17 protein-coding genes are annotated in these 19518 nt (G+C 45.0%); 12 read left to right on the top strand and 5 right to left on the bottom strand.

Going from position 1 to position 19518, the window contains the following annotated elements; genetic code table 11:
• Positions 1-6: 6 nt before the first annotated feature.
• From R7H07_RS15495 to R7H07_RS15470, 6 genes are all read left to right on the top strand, one after another.
• On the top strand, positions 7-1830 hold the full coding sequence (locus R7H07_RS15495; RefSeq protein ID WP_277987614.1) for a virulence-associated V antigen: 1824 nt from the start codon (positions 7-9) through the stop codon (positions 1828-1830).
• A gap of 12 nt (positions 1831-1842) precedes the next feature.
• A complete protein-coding gene (vcrH, locus tag R7H07_RS15490) occupies positions 1843-2328 on the top strand; it encodes a SycD/LcrH family type III secretion system chaperone VcrH (RefSeq protein ID WP_005377258.1) in 486 nt (161 codons plus the stop codon).
• A gap of 7 nt (positions 2329-2335) precedes the next feature.
• Positions 2336-3535, top strand: a complete 1200-nt coding sequence (gene vopB / locus R7H07_RS15485; protein WP_206959818.1) for a type III secretion system translocon subunit VopB — start codon at positions 2336-2338, stop codon at positions 3533-3535.
• A gap of 10 nt (positions 3536-3545) precedes the next feature.
• Positions 3546-4550, top strand: coding sequence for a type III secretion system translocon subunit VopD (gene vopD / locus R7H07_RS15480; RefSeq protein ID WP_005377262.1), 1005 nt, complete (start codon positions 3546-3548; stop codon positions 4548-4550).
• 353 nt (positions 4551-4903) lie between these two features.
• Entirely contained in the window at positions 4904-5269 is a 366-nt protein-coding gene (locus R7H07_RS15475; RefSeq protein ID WP_017821699.1) for a hypothetical protein, read from the top strand.
• Positions 5270-5528: 259 nt separating this feature from the next.
• Positions 5529-6500, top strand: a complete 972-nt coding sequence (locus R7H07_RS15470) for a TAXI family TRAP transporter solute-binding subunit (protein ID WP_005388171.1) — start codon at positions 5529-5531, stop codon at positions 6498-6500.
• Positions 6501-6794: 294 nt separating this feature from the next.
• Here R7H07_RS15470 and R7H07_RS15465 read toward each other — a convergent pair whose 3' ends face one another.
• The 5 genes from R7H07_RS15465 to R7H07_RS15445 form a co-directional block, all read right to left on the bottom strand.
• Complete coding sequence (locus tag R7H07_RS15465) at positions 6795-7565, bottom strand: sulfite exporter TauE/SafE family protein (RefSeq protein ID WP_206959819.1); 771 nt, start codon at positions 7563-7565, stop codon at positions 6795-6797.
• An 81-nt stretch (positions 7566-7646) separates the two neighbouring features.
• Positions 7647-8162 carry an adenylate kinase gene (locus R7H07_RS15460; protein ID WP_053307019.1) on the bottom strand — a complete coding sequence of 172 codons (516 nt, stop codon included), beginning with the start codon at positions 8160-8162 and terminating at the stop codon, positions 7647-7649.
• Positions 8163-8441: 279 nt separating this feature from the next.
• Positions 8442-9968: a tripartite tricarboxylate transporter permease gene (locus R7H07_RS15455; protein WP_042523757.1), complete on the bottom strand. Its 1527-nt coding sequence runs from the start codon at positions 9966-9968 to the stop codon at positions 8442-8444.
• Positions 9969-9987: 19 nt separating this feature from the next.
• On the bottom strand, positions 9988-10482 hold the full coding sequence (locus R7H07_RS15450) for a tripartite tricarboxylate transporter TctB family protein (RefSeq protein WP_005388179.1): 495 nt from the start codon (positions 10480-10482) through the stop codon (positions 9988-9990).
• Between the two features lie 238 nt (positions 10483-10720).
• Positions 10721-11692: a tripartite tricarboxylate transporter substrate binding protein gene (locus R7H07_RS15445; RefSeq protein WP_005388181.1), complete on the bottom strand. Its 972-nt coding sequence runs from the start codon at positions 11690-11692 to the stop codon at positions 10721-10723.
• Between the two features lie 265 nt (positions 11693-11957).
• Between R7H07_RS15445 and R7H07_RS15440 the strand changes: the two genes are divergently transcribed.
• The 6 genes from R7H07_RS15440 to prpF all read left to right on the top strand — a co-directional run bounded on the left by R7H07_RS15440 (position 11958) and on the right by prpF (position 19471).
• On the top strand, positions 11958-12356 hold the full coding sequence (locus R7H07_RS15440; RefSeq protein WP_017633774.1) for a GFA family protein: 399 nt from the start codon (positions 11958-11960) through the stop codon (positions 12354-12356).
• 263 nt (positions 12357-12619) lie between these two features.
• Positions 12620-13333, top strand: a complete 714-nt coding sequence (locus R7H07_RS15435; RefSeq protein ID WP_005377279.1) for a GntR family transcriptional regulator — start codon at positions 12620-12622, stop codon at positions 13331-13333.
• 12 nt (positions 13334-13345) lie between these two features.
• Complete coding sequence (gene prpB, locus R7H07_RS15430; protein ID WP_206959820.1) at positions 13346-14242, top strand: methylisocitrate lyase; 897 nt, start codon at positions 13346-13348, stop codon at positions 14240-14242.
• A gap of 132 nt (positions 14243-14374) precedes the next feature.
• A complete protein-coding gene (gene prpC / locus R7H07_RS15425) occupies positions 14375-15517 on the top strand; it encodes a 2-methylcitrate synthase (protein WP_005377283.1) in 1143 nt (380 codons plus the stop codon).
• A 156-nt stretch (positions 15518-15673) separates the two neighbouring features.
• Positions 15674-18265 (top strand): Fe/S-dependent 2-methylisocitrate dehydratase AcnD, encoded by a 2592-nt coding sequence (acnD, locus tag R7H07_RS15420; RefSeq protein ID WP_206959822.1) that lies wholly within the window; start codon positions 15674-15676, stop codon positions 18263-18265.
• Positions 18266-18274: 9 nt separating this feature from the next.
• On the top strand, positions 18275-19471 hold the full coding sequence (gene prpF / locus R7H07_RS15415) for a 2-methylaconitate cis-trans isomerase PrpF (RefSeq protein WP_206959824.1): 1197 nt from the start codon (positions 18275-18277) through the stop codon (positions 19469-19471).
• The last annotated feature ends 47 nt before the right edge of the window (positions 19472-19518 follow it).

The raw sequence follows: 19518 nt of genomic DNA, 5'->3' as shown, positions 1-19518 counted from the left end.
TTGGAAATGACGAATATGAAAACGACTGGCTCTACGACAGGAGCAACAGACACAGCTGCGAGTAGTGCACCATTACCCACTTTCCAACAAAACGTGATAGAGGCATTTACCCCTGTACTGGGTGAAGCAGAGACTCAGCAACTTGCCTCTCTAATCTCTTCATTGCCAACTATCTCGGGACAAACGGAATCACAAAGTATCGCGCTTTATGTTGATACACTTGAAAACCTAAAAGCGAAAAATAACGCGTTTGCTGGTATATCATTGACCGACACCGCATCTGTTTGGATAAAGTCGCTACAAAGTGCTAACTCAGATGGCGAATTAACCGCAGCCGAGTTTAATGCTCAAACAAACCAAACGCTATCAAATCAGTTTCATGCTTGGTTTAGTAAGTTACTGACAGAAAACGTAGATAGCTCGTTGTCTACTGAGTTTGTTAGTCAATTTAATCTGGGCACTCAGAGTAACCAAGCGGAGCAGATCGCCAACCTCTCCGAGACAGGTCTGGCTAATGCCACCAAAGAAATTTCTCTTTTTGTTGCAGAGCTTGCTAATCAAATGGGCTCCCGTGAAGTGAGAGATGCTTCTATTTCTTTTCTTCGCAATGCCTTTAGTAGCTTAGGTTCCGTTAATCTCGCGCAACTGAAGAGCTCGGATTTTCTGTTGACTAAAGAGAGTTTCGCCCTTCAAGTCTCAGCTCAATTAAAAAGTAGTTTTCAAGGCATTGGTATTACTTTAAGCACCGATGACGCAAGTGCGCTAGCTAGCAGAATTACCTGGACTCCTGGTATTTCTAAACAGCAGCTTAAAGAAGCGTTAGATGAAATGGCCGCTCAAGTGAAAGGCCAATATAGTGCAGCTTATGGTGAGGCGACTGGAACGAACAATCTAAAAGCAGCACTTAACACTGTTATTGGTGGAACTGAGCCTTTGACCCTTTCTAGCTTGTTCGCCAACTTCGCGGTGAGTTTAACAAATATAGAAATCGACGACTTTTACCAGGACAGCGCGATAGCCGATGTCCAAAAGACACAAATAACGGCAGCTCAAGTTAATTTGATCAAAGAAAACACCGAACGAGATATCCGATTACAGTTTGAAAAAATAGTAAAAGGTGAATCTACCGGGGCTTCATTTACTGAGCGATACGAGGCATTGCGCAAGAACTTAGGGGCATTGAAAGAGCGTCTACTCAATATCACCGATAAAGAGAAAGCGGATCGCGAGGTGAGAGCAGAGCACTCTCTAACGGCTCGTGATTTGTTGGCCGTTGTTGAGTCCAGCATTGGAGACCGTTTTGATGAGCAAGTGCTGCTTGCACTAAATGAGCGTCGTGTTAACCGTTTAGAGAAACGTAATGACCAGAAAGAGGCATTAGAGGATCTCACAATACAGCTTAAAGTTTTTGGTGTTGTGCAATCAAAAATTCACTCTACGCAAAGTGTTGATGGGGTTTATAAACCGGGATATCCAGAAAGTAACTTCAAAGCGAGTGACTTTAACTACAGCAATCAAACGGATTTTGAAGCTTCACCTGAGTACAAGTATTTGACGGATAATAAGATAACAAACCATCGAGACTTCCTTCAAACACAAGGTATTACTATCGGTGATGGTGCGTCGTACCAAGACGAAGAGAAGTCGAAAAAACTGTCTAATTTTTCTAGTTCTGTCAGTGCTAAATCCAAGTTGCTTAACGATGAAGTGCAAATCAAAACCACTGAGCTGAACGACACCAGTTCTCAATACAACTCGACCGTTGAAGCGATGAACAAGTTTGTTCAGAAGTACCACAGTATTTTACAAGAAATCCTACGAGCCATTTAAGGATAACCAACCATGACTAAAACAAACGCGACCGATCCATCCCAAATGCAAGCAGAAGAGCTGCTGTCTTTTCTGGAAGAGGGAGGCACGCTAAAAATGTTGCACGATGTGTCTCAGGACACCATCGAACACATTTATGCCGTAGGTTACAACTTTTTCCAATCGGGAAAGATTGAGCAAGCAGCGAAAGTATTTCAATTACTCAGCATGCTTGATCATTATCAGGCGCGATTTTTCATTGGCCTTGGCGCGGCTCGTCAGGAGTTGGGTGAGTATCTGCAGGCAATAGACGCCTACAGCTACGCAGCGCTAGTGGACGTAAATGATCCACGCCCACCTTTTCACTCTGCTGAATGTCACCTGAAACTGGAACAACTGACAGAAGCAGAGAGTGGGTTTTACAGCGCGAAGGAGATGTCTGCCGGAAAATCACAATATGCAGATTTGCATGAGCGTGCAGGCATCATGTTAGAAGCGGTGAGAAATAAAAAGGAGTAATTAGACTATGAGTTCTATTGCACTTGACCGCATCCAGACACAGGTTTATAGCCCTGAATCTGGCCAAGCCACGTTAGATAACGTGCAGAAAACGGCGTCTACAGCGACGCCTTCTGTGACGGTAGAAAACGTGAAGAGTAAAGATGCAGATGTACTGAACACCGGAAAAGTAAAAGTTCAGTTAGATGCACCTAACGCAGCTGTTAGTGACAAAGTGAATGATTTGACGCTAAAAGCCATGGCACAGCTGCAAAAGATCGTCGATACCATTGCAAAATCTCTCCATGCAGTTGCAGACCAAACAGGTTCGATTGCCGTCAAAATCATCGCAGGATCTGCTGATGATTTTGAAGTAGAGCTTGCTGCTATCACGGATAAACTGAAAAGTGCTCAAAACGAGCTGAAAATTCAGGAAGTGAAGGTCGCAAAAGCTAAGCACGAAAAAGAGATGGTGGAAAACCAAGACAAAATCAAAGAATCGGAAGCCGCTGCAAAAGAAGCCCAAAAATCAGGCTTAGCAGCGAAGATCTTTGGTTGGATCAGTGCGGTGGTTTCTATTGTTGTTGGTGCCGTAATGGTGGCAACGGGTGTTGGTGCAGCAGCCGGTGCACTTATGATCGCTGGTGGCGTTATGGGAGCAGTGAGCATGGCGCTGCAAGAGCCAGCCGTTCAAGATGCGCTAAAAGAAGCGGGCATAAATGTCGATGTGCTAAACAAAGTCGTAATGGCATTAGAAATCGCCGTCGCGGTTATTGGAGCTGTTGTGACGTTTGGTGGTGCAGCAGCTGGCGGTATCGCGAAACTTGCAGCAAAAGGTGCTGGTAAGGTAGCTCAAAAGGTCACAGAAATCGCTACGAAAGCCGCTGCAAACATGGCGAAAGTGGCGGATATGGGCACAAAAGCTGCGACAACAACAGCGAAAGCGATTCGTTATGGCGCAGAAACCGTCGATCTTGCCGTCAATGTGGGTAAAGGCGCAACGGACAGTGTCCACGCTGCTAACAATGCTCACGTGACAGAGATTCAGGCTGATATCACAGACCTTCGAGCCAAAATGACGTTAAGCCAGGCTGTCATTGATAAGCTCAAAGAAGAGATTGGTAAGTTGACGGAAGACTTCCAAGAGTTGATGAGCCTCATCATGCAAATGATTCAAGCGAAAAGTGAAACTATGCAAACGGTGTTAAGCCGTCCTGCAACGGTATAAGGAGTTTATTATGCTAGATAAAGTAGGCGGAACGGGTCGTGGTGAACTATACGGTTTAGGCGATACCATTAAAACCAACAAAGCAGAAAAAGCGCCGGAAACAAAGCTTGAAGCGGGTGCCGTTAAAAGCCAAAGTGAGTCAGGTGTTTCTGGTGCAGCACGCTACCAGTTAGAGACACCTAAAGCTCCTACAGTGAGTAATCAAGCTCAAGTTGTTGCAAACTTAATGAGTGCTCTTGCGCCGACGGTGAGCTCATTAATGAGCACAACGATGAAAGCACTTAACGGTGAGGAGGTGATCAAGTCACCATCAGATGCGGTATCACAATCGTTGACGCTATTAACATTGTTGTATCAAGTATCAAAGCTGAGCCGTGAGCAGCAAGTGCTACAACGTGAAATTGCTGTTGAAGCAAACGTCGCGAGTTTAGAAAGCCAAGCGGCAGAACTCAACAACTCGGCAAGCGCAATGATCGCGATGGCAGTCGTTTCGGGTGTATTAGCGGGTGCTACCGCAATTATTGGTGCCCTTGGTTCTTTCAAAGCAGGGAAAGAAATCAAGAATGAAATGGCGAGCAATAATGTACTGAAAACGCAAAAAGCTGGCTTCGATCAAGCAGAAGAGTTATTAAATAACAATAGCTTGTCTAAAACTCAGCAAGATCAGGTTAAGCGTGCGCACTCACTAGCGAAAGACAATATCGCAGACACGACAGCGCAGCTGACAAGTGGTGGCCGTAAGTTCGATAAGTTGATGAGCTCAAACCAAGCAAAGAACGCGATTCTTCAAGCTTTGGGCCAGATGGCAAACTCAGCATCGAATGTAGAGCAAACCAAAGCGCAAGCGCGCAGCAAAGATGATGAAGTACAAGCGACTCGCGCACAAGCAGCCAAACAGAAAGCCGATGAAAACATTGGTTTCCAAGAAGGCTTATTGAAAGAGCTACGTGACTTGTTCCGATCTATCTCAGATAGCCAGAACCAAGCGTGGCGAGCATCAGTCCCAACGGTGTAACCATCCGTTTCACTAACTACAAAGCGTTGTTTATACAACGCTTTTTTTATTTCAGCTATCTAAACTAGATACGGATATTTACTGGGTGATTTGTTTGTAAAGCAATATAACGTAGTGAGTTACATTGCATAAAAGTTACTGTTTTTGTTGAACTCAGCTCAAAGCTAACAACTTCATAGTAGCCTTGTTGCGTAAAATTAAGTTAAAGTGCCATTATTATTCACAAAAAGTGTGTTTAAGAATTTTTTGTAGTGAAGGGTGTAATTAGATACTCAATAACAAAATATGGTAGTTCGACTGGTGAGTATTTGGGAACAGAATTATATAAAACTCAACTTAATAAGTAGTCGAAGATGGAAGATATCAGTTTAGCATCAGATTTAGTGATTTATCTGACTACGGTTGGAATTTTAGGTATATTTGCTTGGTTTTTGTTTGTTATTTATTTGAAATCCAAGTGGTTGAAGTATCTTGAAGATGCTCTTGATAATGGAGTTCGATACTACACTCTGAATATATTCTTATCAGGTCACGGAGTACTACAATATGGAACTGTTTTTCTGAGCACTTTTCATGCGAAACGATATAAAATGTTAGAGAAGAGGGATAAGGTTCCAATTCATATTCAACGATTGTTTGTTCTCTCATTCGTATTATTTATTTCAAGTACATCATGTCTTCTGGCTGGAGTTATAACTCATCATATTTATATAGAATAAAGGTTATTTAACAAGATTATAGTAATTTGACCTGAGTATTTCTATTTAATAGATAATTTAGAATGGACATATCAGTCTAAAGATTTAATTTTCTAGACTATACGGTTTACGCTTATATAGAGCCATTATATAACGGCAGAATATGCCAATAAAATGGTGATTACTAAGCTAACCGCCAAGGATGAGAACTCAAACGTTATCAAATTGTTAACGGTTGCTATACTTAAACGGTCATCAACACAAGTAAAAGGGATGTTCAATGTTTAAGTTTAAGCAAATCGCACTTGCGGCTTCTTTGGCGGCACTCACAACAGGCTTTTCTGCGTCTGCGGAGGAAACGTTTGTCACGATTGGTACCGGTGGAGTAACAGGGGTTTATTATCCGACTGGTGGCGCTATTTGTCGCTTGGTTAACAAATCGCGAGAAGATCACGGTATCCGTTGTTCGGTAGAAAGTACTGGGGGATCGATTTATAACATCAACACTATTCGTGCTGGTGAATTGGACCTCGGTATCGCGCAATCAGACTGGCAGTATCATGCTTACAAAGGAACCAGTAAGTTTGAAGAAAGCGGGCCTTTTAAAGAGCTACGCGCCGTATTCTCCGTTCATCCAGAACCGTTTACTGTCGTTGCACGTAAAGACGCGAACATCAAAACTTTTGATGATTTGAAAGGTAAGCGCGTTAACATTGGTAATCCTGGTTCTGGTCAGCGAGGTACTATGGAAGTGCTAATGAACCAGTATGGTTGGAGTAACGACGACTTTAAGCTTGTCTCTGAGTTAAAAGCAGCAGAGCAATCAAAAGCACTTTGTGATAACAAAATTGATGCGATGATTTATACCGTTGGTCACCCAAGTGGAGCGATTAAAGAAGCCACTACGTCGTGTGATAGTAATATCGTAACGGTAGCTGGACCTAATGTAGAAAAACTGGTTGCAGACAACAGCTTCTATCGTGTCGCAAATGTCCCGGGTGGTATGTATCGTGGCACAGATAGTGATGTTCAAACCTTTGGTGTGGGCGCGACGTTTGTTTCTTCTACTGCGGTACCAGAAGATGTGGTTTATAACGTGGTTAAAGCGGTATTTGAAAACTTCGATGATTTCCGCCGTCTCCACCCAGCGTTTGCAAACTTGAAGAAAGAGGAAATGGTAAAAGACGGTTTATCTGCGCCTCTTCACCCAGGAGCGCTCAAATACTACAAAGAAGTAGGGCTGATTAAGTAAGCGTTACTTTCTCTTATTATTGATGTAAAACGCCATCTTTCTCGATCAATGCCACTCGTTTAACCGCGAGTGGCATATTTCTATTTCTCGTCATCCTGTACAGCGACGAAGGAGCGTGATACAGGATCTTCTATCCGAGCACTTTGTGATCAAAATGGTTTCATTAGCCGCTTAGTGTAGTGTTATTAGATTCCTAACCTCGCTGGAGTGACACAAAAAATCGTTAAGCTATCTGCATTAATCTTTCGCGCTAGCGTTTTTTGTAGGAGTGTTATCCACTTGTACAAGTTTTGCTTAAACATAAACATCAATGAAAAAGTAGATAGTGATGAGAATAGAAGAAAGAGCAACAAACCCTTTAACATGATTGGGATTCAGTTGACGAGAGACACGAGCTGCAAGATACCCACCTACCAACGTACCGACCAAAACAACACTACCTGTGTGCCAATCAATGGAGCCATTGGCAACAAAAATCACGATAGCAATGAGTGAAACACACGTAGATACGAGCAATTTCAAACCGTTCATTAAATTAATGTCTTGGTGACCAGCTACTACCAGATAACTCAGAACAATAACCCCTAAACCTGCGTTGAAAAAACCACCGTAAGCAGAGACACCAACAAGTAGTAAACCCAACGCGATTGCTCCGAGTATGCCAGCATGTTTGTGCTCTTTCGCGACAGTTTTGATTAGCATTGTTAAACGAGAACCGGTGAGAAAAAGCACGGTGGCAAATAAGAGTAACCAAGGGATAGCTTCCATAAATAGCGATTCTGGCGTGTTGAGCAACAGATATGCTCCGAAAGCGCCGCCGACTAAACTGAATGAGACTGTGAACAGCAGTTCATGCTTGTTCTTCATGATCTCTTCTCTGAACCCGACGGCTCCGCTAATGTAACCCGCACATGAAGCATACGTGTTTGTTGCGTTAGCCATAATAGGAGGAACACCAACTGCCAATAGAGCCGGAAAAGTAATAAAGCTTCCGCCTCCTGCTATGGAGTTAATGATCCCACCAATTACGCCAGCAACGAATAAAAGTGCGAGTTCTAAAAGCATAAACAATCCTTGTTATGTTCTTTTTCATTGTTAGAGCTTCAGATGATCCAACCTACATGCTCTAATGTTCTGATATGAGGTTTACTTTACCCGCTCCAAAACAAAATTGTTCAGTTCTGTAACGTTTTTGATGACATGAACGGCTTTAGTTTGAGAGTACCCCTCGAGGCGAGACATAAAGTCATCATTCCAGAATGCAGGGCATTGCTGAAGAACTTTGTAGCTTTGTAACGTTCCTTTCAGTACCGAACTACCATCAGGCCAACCTTCAGGTTTAATGAAAAGTCCTTTAAGGAGACGTTTCGTCACAAACCAATAGCTTACTGAGTATGGTAGATCAATATAAATGAGAGTATCGGCTGCATCTAAACGAGCGTTAAAAGAGCTGATCGGTCCAAGGCCATCTATAATCCAACGATCTGAGCTTAGTATATTGCTATGGGCTTCATCAAAAACGTTACGCTCAACGGGATCACCGTTTGGTTTATAGACTATTGAATCTAATTGATGAAGAGGAAGACCGGTAGCCGACGCGATTACTTTACTTACCGTCGATTTTCCACTGCCGGGTTTACCAAAAACTGCTATTTTTTGCATTGTGACCGCCTCCAAGAGAGCTTTTCCCATACGGTAGAGACAGAAAACCCACCGTTATGGGTGGGTTCGATAAATACTGAGCGCATCAAAAAATCCCACCATTCCTATGGAATGATGATAATTCGTTGGTTAAGTTGCGCTAAGTGTGTGTTCATACAATCACCTTCATATAACGAGAGTGATTTGTCAATACCATCTGCACAATAAGCGAACGATTTGGAGGGCGGAAGATAAAGCCATCACGATGGATGGCTTTATCTAGGTTGAAAGAGACAGCGATTACTGCTCAACGCTGACTGGCTGTGCTTTAAACTTTTGAATCAGCTTTACGATTAGTGGACTTGCCAATACCAATACAGCTAAAACAGTAAAGGTAAGGGTAATAGGACGCTCCCATAAGAAACTCAGTTCTCCATCTGAAATCATTAATGCGCGGCGTAAGTTCTCTTCCATTAATCCTCCAAGGATGAAGCCCAGCAATAAAGGTGCGAGCGGGAAGTTAGCGAGCCGAAGTGCAATGGCAGCTATAGCCACAATCAGCATCACGAACACATCCATAGTGTTAAAGGAGACCAAATAAACCCCGGTGATTGAGAAGAATAAAATCATCGGTAGAAGCACCGTTCTTGGAACCGCCAAAAGCTTTGAAATATACGGAATCAACGGTAAGTTCAGGATCACAAGTACGATGTTGCCGAAGTACATGGAAATGATCACTGACCAGAACACATCTGGGTGTTCAACAAATAGGCGAGGGCCAGGCTGGATACCATAAGCGATCAGCGCACCGAGCATTATTGCTGTTGTACCAGAACCCGGAATACCAAGCGTTAATAGCGGTACAAATGAACCACTAGATGCTGCATTGTTCGCAGACTCTGGCGCAACCAAGCCACGGATACTGCCTTTACCGAACTCATCCTTTTTCTCTTTAGGTGCGAGGTTGCGCTCCATACCATAGCTTAAAAAAGCAGCAATAGTTGCCCCTGCGCCAGGAAGAACGCCAGTGAAGAAACCTAATATTGAAGAGCGAATTGAAACAGGCGCAACATCTTTGATTTCTTCCTTGGTCACTTTCATTGAGCCAATGTTGCTCAGCTTTTCTTGTTCTTCATCGCTGGTGTCTTTTGATGGTTTAAGAATGCCCATCAGTGTCTCACCCAGTGCGAATGTCGCCATTGCAAGCAACAAGAAGCTAAAGCCATCCATTAAATCCGTTAAACCGAAGGTAAAGCGTTCAACGCCTACGCCTTTATCGATTCCAACTGTAGATAGCATCAAACCAAGAATGGTCATCATCCACGCTTTGATTACCTGACCTTTCCCCGCAAAAGCCGCGACTGCTGATAACCCAAGTAGCATCAACGCAAAATAGTCCGACGATTGGAAGCTAAGGGAGACGCTAGCCAATGCTGGTGCGGCAACAAGCAACATAATGGCAGATAGCGTACCGCCAGTGAAAGACGAATAAGCTGCCAAAGCTAATGCTTTACCTGCCTGGCCTTTTTGAGCCATTGGGTAGCCGTCGAATGCTGTGACCACGGTTGAAGAACAACCCGGCGCGTTAATTAAAATCGACGATGTAGAACCACCAAATACCGCACCGTAATAAACACCCGCCATTAAAATAAGGCCAGAGGAGGGCTCTAGGCCATAAGTAATTGGGATCATCAAAGCAATGGCTGAGATCGGCCCAAGTCCAGGTAACATGCCGATAAATGTACCGACGAAGCAACCAACGATCACCATCATAATGTTCATTGGCATTACTGCGGTGGATAAACCTTGTAGAATTCCATCTAACATAATTCAGTCCTTTCTTTGACTACCAGATGGTGAAAATCAAACCCGGTTCGAGATAGATGTCCAAACCTTGAGTGAGTAATAAGTAGAACGCGATCACGAATGGAAACGACGCGCCAAACAGAACGGGTTTACGTCTTTCCCCGAGCAGATAAAAGCCAGCCAATAAAAAGAAACCAGTAGCTATCACAAAACCTAGATAAGTCAGGCCCACTCCGTAGAGCGCCATTAAAATTAAAAAGGCAATCAGTAACTTCCAATTGAAGGTCAGCACTGCGCCACTTTGTTTGTCTGGTTGTCCTGTCACCAGCAATAGCAAAGAAAGGCCGACACCAACGTAAGTCAGGATGGTTGGCAGAGTGCGTGCGGTGAATGGTTCATACTCATCACCTGGAAACAATGGAATCTGCGAGGTTTGATAACCGTAGCAAAGACAGAAGAGTAGAAAGATCATTGCGCCGACGCGGTCACGACAGAGCAAGTACTCTTTGGTGAAAAAGTTGGTTGAACGAGGCATATTCAACTCCTAACAAAAGTAAAAAAGACCGCATATGGACGTCAATGAATAAACTAAACCATTAACAATTAAGCATTTCGCTGCTAGTCGAGCCGCTTTGGGTATATAAACAAAGGAGTGTGCATGCCGATTGTCGACAATGTCCATATGCGGTGAAACTTAGAGTGCAAATACAATGGGGAAATACCAACCTACGTTATTCATTGAGGTTGGTATCTGAGGGACCCCAATTCGACTGTTACTTCAGGAAGCCTAACTCGCGCATTAAGTCACCCATCTGTTGCTCTTGATCTTCAAGAAACGCGAAGAATGCTTTATCCGCTTTATAGTTGTCGATCCAACCATTGCGGTCTCGAACGACTTGCCATTCGTCGGTGTTATACATTTTAGTAAATGCGGCATTCCATTCATCTAGCTTTTCTTGGCTTGTGCCTGGTGCTGCAAAGAATCCACGCCAGTTAGCAAAGACAGTTTCATTACCATATTCGGTGAGAGTTGGAATGTTAGGCGCAGCTTCTAAACGTTTTGGTGCTGTAATCGCTAACACTTTCACTTGCCCAGACTTAGACATTTCGAGTACTTCACCTAGCCCTGTAGAGAGCAGTTGTGTTTCGCCTGAAAGTAGGGCAGCCATGGCTTTTCCACCTGCATCATAGGCAATGTAACGAACTTTGCGCGCATCAAAACCTTCACCTTTGAAAGCTGCTGCTATAACCAAATGATCCATAGAACCACGAGCAGAGCCACCAGCAACCTTCACCTTACGTGGGTTTTCTTTAAAAGCTTTAACGACATCTTCCCAAGAGCTATAAGGAGAATCGGCTGATGTAACAATGGCGCCATAATCGGCAACCGTTGCGGCAACAGGTGTCAAGTCGCGGAAAGATTGTGGGAAGATCCCACTGAGCGAACGAACGACGATCGGTGTTGAGTTCACCATGAGTGTATCTTCTTGACGATCAGCCGTTTCAATCAAATGTGCGATTGCTTTGCCACCGCCACCACCAGATAGGTTTTGAAATGATACGGTTTCGACGATGTCTGACTTTATTAATACATCACCAGTACCTCGGGCGGTCATGTCCCAACCGCCACCGGCACCTCCAGGGATAAGAAAGTGCATTTTTTCAATATCTGCAGCAAGAGCGTTGAATGAAAATGAAGCTGCGATGATTGAAGCGGCGAGCGTTGGTTTGAGTACCTTTAACATGTTCACGTTCCTTATGTTAGCGACTCTATTTAGTTGAGCCTTATTGTTTTTGCTCAGTTGTCATGCCTTGTAAGCGTTAAAGCTGAACTTGGTGTAAAGGTTAATTAAGTGTTAAATATCTGTCTGTAAAAGAGATATAAAGAGAATATTGAGCATTTCGGTTATTTTGTTCATAAAGTTCACGGCGAGAAGTTGGTGTTAGGTCACGCGGCTTTACGCTTTGGTAGGCCATAATAAAATGACGGAAATGAACGAGGAAAAGAGAATGAAAGGGACGTGTTTGTGCGGCGCAATTGAAGTCATCGCTGAGGTTAAAAATGAGGTTAGCCTGTGCCATTGCTCTATGTGTCGAAAATGGTCGAGTGGCGCACTTCATGCGGTGCATTGTGGGCCTAACGTGACGTTTAAAGGTGGCGAACCTAAACGTTATCAGTCGTCAGACTGGGGAGTGAGGGGGTTTTGCGGTGAGTGTGGTACAAACCTTTTCTACCATTTGTTGCCGACAGGTGAGTACATTCTTTCCGCTGGTTTGTTCGATAACCCAGATTTCAAACTCACTTTAGAGATTTTTACCGATGAAAAGCCAGCTTATTATGACCTCAATTCCGCTTCACAAAAGATGACTTCGCAACAAGTCTTTGATCAATTTGTACCTAAAGAATAGTTTTTATCCGATTATTGTTCGACAGCTGAGCTTTTAGTCTTTAGATCATAAGCTTAAAGGTTTATAAGTTGTCGACAATATGAACTCACTATTCTTTATTTCTGCTAAAAATGGCACTTAATGGGCATTTTAGGCCCATTTAAATTACGACCTTAGTCTAAATTGTCGACAATTTACTTGATTGTCGACACTTTGATCGACTACTTTATATTCAGGTTAAGAAATTGTAGACATTTCGATGTCGGTAACAAGAGTATCTGAATATGAACTCTGAGTTGAAAGCTCGTTATAAAGTGCTGGGTTCTGAGAAAGAACACACCAAATCCGAAACGCTGACCGAAACACTGATTGAAGTCATTGTTAATGGCGACGTGAAGCCTGGCCATAAGATATCAGAGCCTGAGCTAGCAAAGAAATATCAAGTCAGTCGTGGGCCTTTGCGTGAAGCATTGATGCGCTTAGAGGGGCTAGGGCTCATCGAGCGAATTCCTCATGTTGGGGCTAGAGTGACCACTTTTTCTCCGGAAAAGCTGATAGAACTTTATGCCGTTCGAGAAGCATTGGAAGGCATGGCGGCAAGGTTAGCTGCGCGACACATTACGCAAGAAGAGCTCTTAAGCTTGGAAATGCTATTGTCGACACATTCCAAGCATATAGACCAAATGGAAGGCGCGTCTTACTTCCATCAACATGGTGACTTTGATTTTCACTATCGCATCATCCAAGCGAGCAGAAACAGTAAGTTAATATCTCTGCTGTGTGATGAACTCTATCACTTATTACGGATGTATCGTTACCAGTCGCCACGTGCGCAATCTCGCCCGAATGAGGCGCTCACCGAACACAAATTCATTTTGGAAGCCATTCGCAATCGCGATGAAGAGCTTGCAGAAATGTTGATGAGAAGACACATATCAGGAAGTCGAAAGCTCATCCAATCTCAAATTATACATACAGAAAGTTTAGACAAAGACTAGAAGGAATTCGTCATGAGCTTAACACCGGGAGCGAAATTCAGACTCGCCATTGAACAAAATAATCCACTACAAATTGTCGGCACTATAAACCCGTATTGCGCCATGATGGCAAAAAACTTGGGTCACCAAGCGATTTACTTGTCTGGTGGCGGTATCGCAAATGCTTCATACGGATTGCCGGATCTCGGTATCACAACATTAAACGACGTTTTGGTTGACGTTGACCGCATCACTAACGCATGTGATTTGCCTCTTTTGGTTGATATCGACACGGGTTTTGGCGGTGCATTTAACATTGCTCGCACGATCAAAGCGATGGAAAAAGCAGGCGCGGCAGCGGTGCACATGGAAGACCAAGTCGCACAGAAACGTTGTGGTCATCGTCCGAACAAAGCAATAGTCAGCCAGCAAGAGATGGTTGATCGTGTAAAAGCCGCGGTTGATGCACGCAATGATGAAAGTTTCGTGATTATGGCTCGTACTGACGCGTTAGCTGTTGAAGGCATGGACAGCGCAATCGAGCGCGCGATTGCGTGTGTGGAAGCTGGCGCAGACATGATCTTCCCAGAAGCGATGAACAAGCTGGACCAGTACCTTCAGTTCTCAAATGCGCTTGAGCAAGCGACCGGAAAGTACGTTCCTATTCTGGCGAATATTACAGAATTTGGCGCGACACCGCTGTATGGCTGTGATGAGCTAGCGAAAGCAAAAGTGGACATGGTGCTTTATCCATTAAGTGCGTTCCGTGCCATGAACAAAGCTGCTGAAACGGTCTACAAACATTTGCTAGAAGTGGGTAATCAGGAAGCACTGGTTGATTCGATGCAAACACGTAAAGAGTTATATCAGCACCTGAATTACCACGACTACGAAGACAAACTTGACCAGTTATTCTCTGAAGGGAAATAGTGGGGGAAAAGTAAAAATAGACGGAAGCCCAAGAAAAAGATAATCGGAATTTATCTCATCTAATAACGTGAAATTCGTTTGGCTAAAAACACCCCAGAGAGGGAAAAGTCAGACAGAAAAGGAGTTCAAACAATGTCTCAAACTGCAGAAAAGAAAGCAGAATTAGGTGGCGCAGGCCTTCGTGGTCAAAGCGCAGGAAGCACAGCTTTATGTACTGTCGGAAAAACGGGAACTGGTCTAACTTATCGTGGATACGATATTACTGATCTTGCGAACAACGCACAGTTTGAAGAAGTGGCTCACCTTCTGTTACGCGGTCACTTGCCGAATCAACAAGAACTTGATGCGTACAAAACACACCTACTCAGCCTTAGAGGTTTGCCAGCCGAGCTAAAACAAGCTTTAGAGTTGATTCCTGCAAGCGCACACCCAATGGACGTAATGCGCACGGGTTGTTCTGTATTGGGTAACCTAGAGCAGGAAATGAGCTTCGAGGAGCAACTGAAAGCAACCGAACGTATGTTAGCCTTGTTCCCTGCCATCATCTGTTACTGGTACCGCTTTAGTCATGATGGCGTGCGTATCAACACCGAGGATCAGACTGAAGATTGCATCGGTGGTTACTTCTTGCGATTACTTACAGACAAAGCGCCATCTGCGCTGCACAAACAAGTGATGCATTGCTCGCTCATTCTTTATGCTGAACATGAGTTTAATGCTTCTACATTCGCAGCACGCGTTTGTGCATCAACGTTGTCAGACATTCATTCTTGTATCACGGCGGCAATCGGTACGCTTCGTGGGCCACTTCACGGAGGTGCGAACGAAGCGGCGATGGAAATGATTGAAGATTGGCAAACGCCCGACGAGGCGGAAGCGAACATCATGAAAATGCTAGCCAATAAAGACAAGATCATGGGCTTTGGTCATGCGATTTATCGTGAAAGTGACCCTCGCAACGCCTTAATAAAACGCTGGTCCAAAGAGTTATCGAAGCAAGTTGGTGATACACATCTATATGCGGTTTCTGAGCGTGTTGAATCAGTGATGAAGCGAGAGAAAGGTCTGTTCTGTAATGCGGACTTCTTCCATGCATCGGCTTACCACTTCATGGACATTCCAACCAAACTATTCACCCCAATCTTTGTGATGAGTCGTTTAACGGGCTGGGCTGCACACGTTTATGAACAGCGTGCCAATAACCGTATTATTCGCCCAAGTGCCGATTATACGGGCCCAGATCATCAAGAATGGGTGCCTATCGAGAATCGCTAGCGCGAAGGTCAACGAGGGCATTATATGCTTTGGTTGACCACCTCCTTCCTTTGTCATTCTCTCTAACAGAGGAAGGAGATCCTCTCATCACTGTGTTTCTGGAGCAATGGAAAACCTTGATGAAGGCAAGATGTAAAGACTGAATGGAAGCAAACCATGAACACAAATATTAATACCCAATATCGTAAGCCGCTTCCGGGAACTCAACTGGATTATTTTGATGCACGCGAAGCCGTCAATGCCATTTCTCCTGGAGCCTATGAAACACTCCCTTATACCTCTCGCGTGCTAGCTGAGCAACTGGTCCGCCGCTGTGGCCCGAACACATTGACAGATAGCCTGAAACAGTTAATTGAACGCAAACGCGATCTTGATTTTCCTTGGTATCCAGCACGCGTTGTTTGTCATGACATTCTTGGTCAGACCGCTCTAGTCGATTTAGCGGGTCTGCGCGATGCCATTTCAGATCAGGGCGGTGATCCTGCAAAAGTGAACCCAGTGGTTGAGACACAATTGATCGTTGACCACTCTTTAGCGGTTGAACATGCGGGCTTTGACCCTGATGCCTTCGACAAAAACCGCGCGATTGAAGAGCGCCGTAATGAAGACCGATTCCACTTTATTGAGTGGTGTAAAACAGCGTTTGAAAACGTCAGCGTGATTCCAGCTGGGAATGGCATCATGCACCAAATCAACTTGGAAAAAATGTCTCCTGTGGTACAAGCAAAGCAGGGCATTGCCTACCCAGACACCTGTGTGGGTACGGACAGTCACACGCCTCACGTAGACGCTCTTGGTGTTATTGCGATAGGTGTCGGTGGTCTGGAAGCAGAAACCGTCATGCTTGGCCGACCATCAATGATGCGTCTACCAGATATTGTCGGTGTCAAACTGACGGGTAAACGTCAACCGGGCATTACCGCAACGGATATTGTCCTTGCGATTACTGAGTTTCTGCGTAATGAGCGTGTGGTATCTTCATATCTTGAATTCTTCGGAGAAGGCGCACGTGATCTAACGATCGGAGACCGCGCAACGATTTCAAACATGACACCAGAATACGGCGCAACAGCTGGCATGTTTTATATTGATGAGCAGACCATCAATTACTTGAAACTAACTGGTCGAGATGAAGAACAAGTTGCTTTAGTAGAAAATTACGCAAAACAAACCGGTCTTTGGGCAGACGATCTTGATAGCGCCGTTTACGAGCGCGTACTTGAGTTCGATTTATCATCAGTTAGCCGTAACTTGGCTGGTCCGTCAAACCCTCATCGTCGTTTACCAACTTCTGAGTTGGCACAGCGCGGCATTTCTGGAGCGTGGGAAGAGAAAGAAGGCGAGTTGCCAGATGGTGCAGTGATCATCGCTGCTATTACCTCATGTACGAATACTAGTAACCCAAGAAACGTGGTTGCTGCTGGTCTTGTGGCGAAGAAAGCCAACGAACTTGGTCTTGTACGTAAACCTTGGGTGAAATCGTCTTTTGCTCCGGGTTCTAAAGTTGCACGCTTGTATCTGGAAGAAGCGGGCTTATTACCAGAGCTAGAGAAGCTTGGCTTTGGCATTGTTGGTTACGCATGTACAACTTGTAACGGTATGAGTGGTGCGCTGGATCCAAAAATCCAACAAGAGATCATCGACCGTGATTTATATGCGACAGCGGTGCTTTCTGGTAACCGTAACTTTGATGGTCGAATCCATCCGTACGCCAAACAAGCTTTTTTGGCTTCACCACCATTGGTTGTCGCTTATGCGCTGGCCGGTACGATTCGTTTTGATATCGAGCGCGATGCACTGGGCACTGACCAACATGGCAAACCAATTTACTTAAATGATTTGTGGCCAAGCGATGAAGAGATCGATGCAGTTGTCGGTACTCATGTTAAACCTGAGCAGTTTAAGCAAGTTTACATTCAGATGTTTAAGCTGAATGATCAAGAGCAAAATCCCAACCCGCTGTACGACTGGCGTCCGATGAGTACCTATATCCGCCGACCACCGTACTGGGAAGGTGCGCTAGCGGGAGAAAGAACATTGTCTGGCATGCGTCCATTGGCGATTCTGGGCGACAACATCACCACTGATCACTTATCACCATCCAACGCGATTCTCGCAAGCAGCGCAGCAGGTGAATACTTAGCGAAAATGGGTGTGCCAGAAGAAGATTTCAACTCTTACGCGACTCACCGTGGTGACCACCTAACGGCGCAACGCGCGACCTTCGCTAACCCAAAGTTGTTCAATGAAATGGTGAAGGAAAACGGCGAAGTCGTGCAGGGATCTCTGGCGCGTGTAGAGCCAGAAGGGCAGGTGGTTCGTATGTGGGAAGCGATTGAAACCTACATGAATCGTAAGCAACCATTGATCGTGGTGGCTGGCGCGGATTACGGTCAGGGGTCATCCCGTGACTGGGCAGCAAAAGGCGTTCGACTGGCAGGCGTAGAAGCCATTGTTGCTGAAGGCTTTGAGCGTATTCACCGTACTAACTTGGTTGGCATGGGCGTACTACCACTGCAATTTAAGTCGGGCGTTAACCGCAATACGCTAGAGCTGGATGGTACGGAACTTTACGACGTGGTTGGAGAAATCAAGCCGGGCGCTGATTTAGCGCTGGTTATCACACGCAGCAACGGCGATAAAGTCGATGTTCCGGTTACTTGTCGCTTAGATACCGCTGACGAAGTTCACGTGTACAACGCAGGCGGTGTTCTGCAGCGTTTCGCGCAAGATTTCTTGGCACAATAAGGAGTGCGTATGTCAAATAATACTCCGAATCAAACAAGCCAAATAAAAGTGCCCGCGACGTACATGCGTGGCGGCACAAGTAAAGGTGTTTTTTTCAGCCTTGAAGATTTGCCACCAGAGGCACAAGTCGCAGGTGCAGCGCGTGACAAACTGTTGTTGCGAGTTATCGGCAGCCCGGATCCTTACGCGAAGCAAATTGATGGCATGGGGGGCGCGACGTCAAGCACCAGTAAAACAGTGATTGTTTCGCGCAGCAGCAGAGCCGATCACGATGTTGACTACTTATTTGGTCAAGTGTCGATCGACAAACCATTCGTCGATTGGAGCGGTAACTGCGGCAACTTGTCTGCCGCTGTCGGTCCTTTCGCCATTCATGCTGGTCTGATCCCACAAGACCGTATTCCAGAAAATGGCATTGTGACGGTGCGTGTTTGGCAAGTGAACATAAGCAAAACGATTTTGATTCACGTGCCAATCGTCAATGGTTTCGTCCAAGAAACCGGAGAGTTTGAACTCGATGGTGTCACGTTTCCAGCGGCAGAGATTCAAGTGGATTTTGTTGATCCTTCCGATGGCGAAGGAAGTATGTTCCCAACGGGCAACTTAGTTGATGATTTAGTGGTGCCGGATGTGGGTACGTTCAACGCGACCTTTATTAACGCGGGCATACCAACCATTTTTATTGATGCTGAATCGATAGGATATCAGGGCACCGAGCTGCAAGACGATATCAATAACGATGACACAGCATTAGCAATGTTCGAATCCATCCGTGCATATGGCGCGTTAAAAATGGGCCTGATTTCTGATTTAGAAGAAGCTCAAACACGCCAACATACGCCGAAAATAGCGTTTGTTTCTAAACCGAAAAGTTACCTGTCTTCAAGTGGTAAAGCCGTTAATGAGTCGGATATTGATGTGCTCGTTCGCGCGCTGTCGATGGGCAAGCTACATCATGCAATGATGGGAACAGCAGCCGTTGCTATCGCTTCTGCTGCGTGTGTGCCCGGAACGTTAGTGAATTTAGCCGCTGGTGGCGGTGAAAAAGAGTCCGTGACTTTTGGTCACCCGTCAGGAACGTTAAAAGTTGGGGCACAAGCGAAACAAACTGAGCAGGGCTGGGTGGTGCAAAAAGCCATTATGAGCCGAAGTGCGAGAATACTGATGGAGGGATTTGTGCGTGTACCCTTCTATGTCTTCGATTAAAAGAGACGATCTTTGGATTAAAAGAGCGATCTTTGGATTAAAAGAGC

Source organism: Vibrio sp. Vb1127 (genome assembly GCF_033338735.1).
In the GTDB taxonomy this organism is placed as follows: domain Bacteria; phylum Pseudomonadota; class Gammaproteobacteria; order Enterobacterales; family Vibrionaceae; genus Vibrio; species Vibrio alginolyticus.
The sequence above is the reverse complement of the archived record's forward strand: the minus strand, read 5'-3'. Positions and strand labels throughout refer to the sequence as shown.

Coding starts and splice junctions, on each gene's coding strand:
- R7H07_RS15495 (WP_277987614.1), top strand. CDS start 7: ATGACGAATATGAAAACGACTGGCTCTACGACAGGAGCAACAGACACA.
- vcrH (WP_005377258.1), top strand. CDS start 1,843: ATGACTAAAACAAACGCGACCGATCCATCCCAAATGCAAGCAGAAGAG.
- vopB (WP_206959818.1), top strand. CDS start 2,336: ATGAGTTCTATTGCACTTGACCGCATCCAGACACAGGTTTATAGCCCT.
- vopD (WP_005377262.1), top strand. CDS start 3,546: ATGCTAGATAAAGTAGGCGGAACGGGTCGTGGTGAACTATACGGTTTA.
- R7H07_RS15475 (WP_017821699.1), top strand. CDS start 4,904: ATGGAAGATATCAGTTTAGCATCAGATTTAGTGATTTATCTGACTACG.
- R7H07_RS15470 (WP_005388171.1), top strand. CDS start 5,529: ATGTTTAAGTTTAAGCAAATCGCACTTGCGGCTTCTTTGGCGGCACTC.
- R7H07_RS15465 (WP_206959819.1), bottom strand. CDS start 7,565: ATGCTTTTAGAACTCGCACTTTTATTCGTTGCTGGCGTAATTGGTGGG.
- R7H07_RS15460 (WP_053307019.1), bottom strand. CDS start 8,162: ATGCAAAAAATAGCAGTTTTTGGTAAACCCGGCAGTGGAAAATCGACG.
- R7H07_RS15455 (WP_042523757.1), bottom strand. CDS start 9,968: ATGTTAGATGGAATTCTACAAGGTTTATCCACCGCAGTAATGCCAATG.
- R7H07_RS15450 (WP_005388179.1), bottom strand. CDS start 10,482: ATGCCTCGTTCAACCAACTTTTTCACCAAAGAGTACTTGCTCTGTCGT.
- R7H07_RS15445 (WP_005388181.1), bottom strand. CDS start 11,692: ATGTTAAAGGTACTCAAACCAACGCTCGCCGCTTCAATCATCGCAGCT.
- R7H07_RS15440 (WP_017633774.1), top strand. CDS start 11,958: ATGAAAGGGACGTGTTTGTGCGGCGCAATTGAAGTCATCGCTGAGGTT.
- R7H07_RS15435 (WP_005377279.1), top strand. CDS start 12,620: ATGAACTCTGAGTTGAAAGCTCGTTATAAAGTGCTGGGTTCTGAGAAA.
- prpB (WP_206959820.1), top strand. CDS start 13,346: ATGAGCTTAACACCGGGAGCGAAATTCAGACTCGCCATTGAACAAAAT.
- prpC (WP_005377283.1), top strand. CDS start 14,375: ATGTCTCAAACTGCAGAAAAGAAAGCAGAATTAGGTGGCGCAGGCCTT.
- acnD (WP_206959822.1), top strand. CDS start 15,674: ATGAACACAAATATTAATACCCAATATCGTAAGCCGCTTCCGGGAACT.
- prpF (WP_206959824.1), top strand. CDS start 18,275: ATGTCAAATAATACTCCGAATCAAACAAGCCAAATAAAAGTGCCCGCG.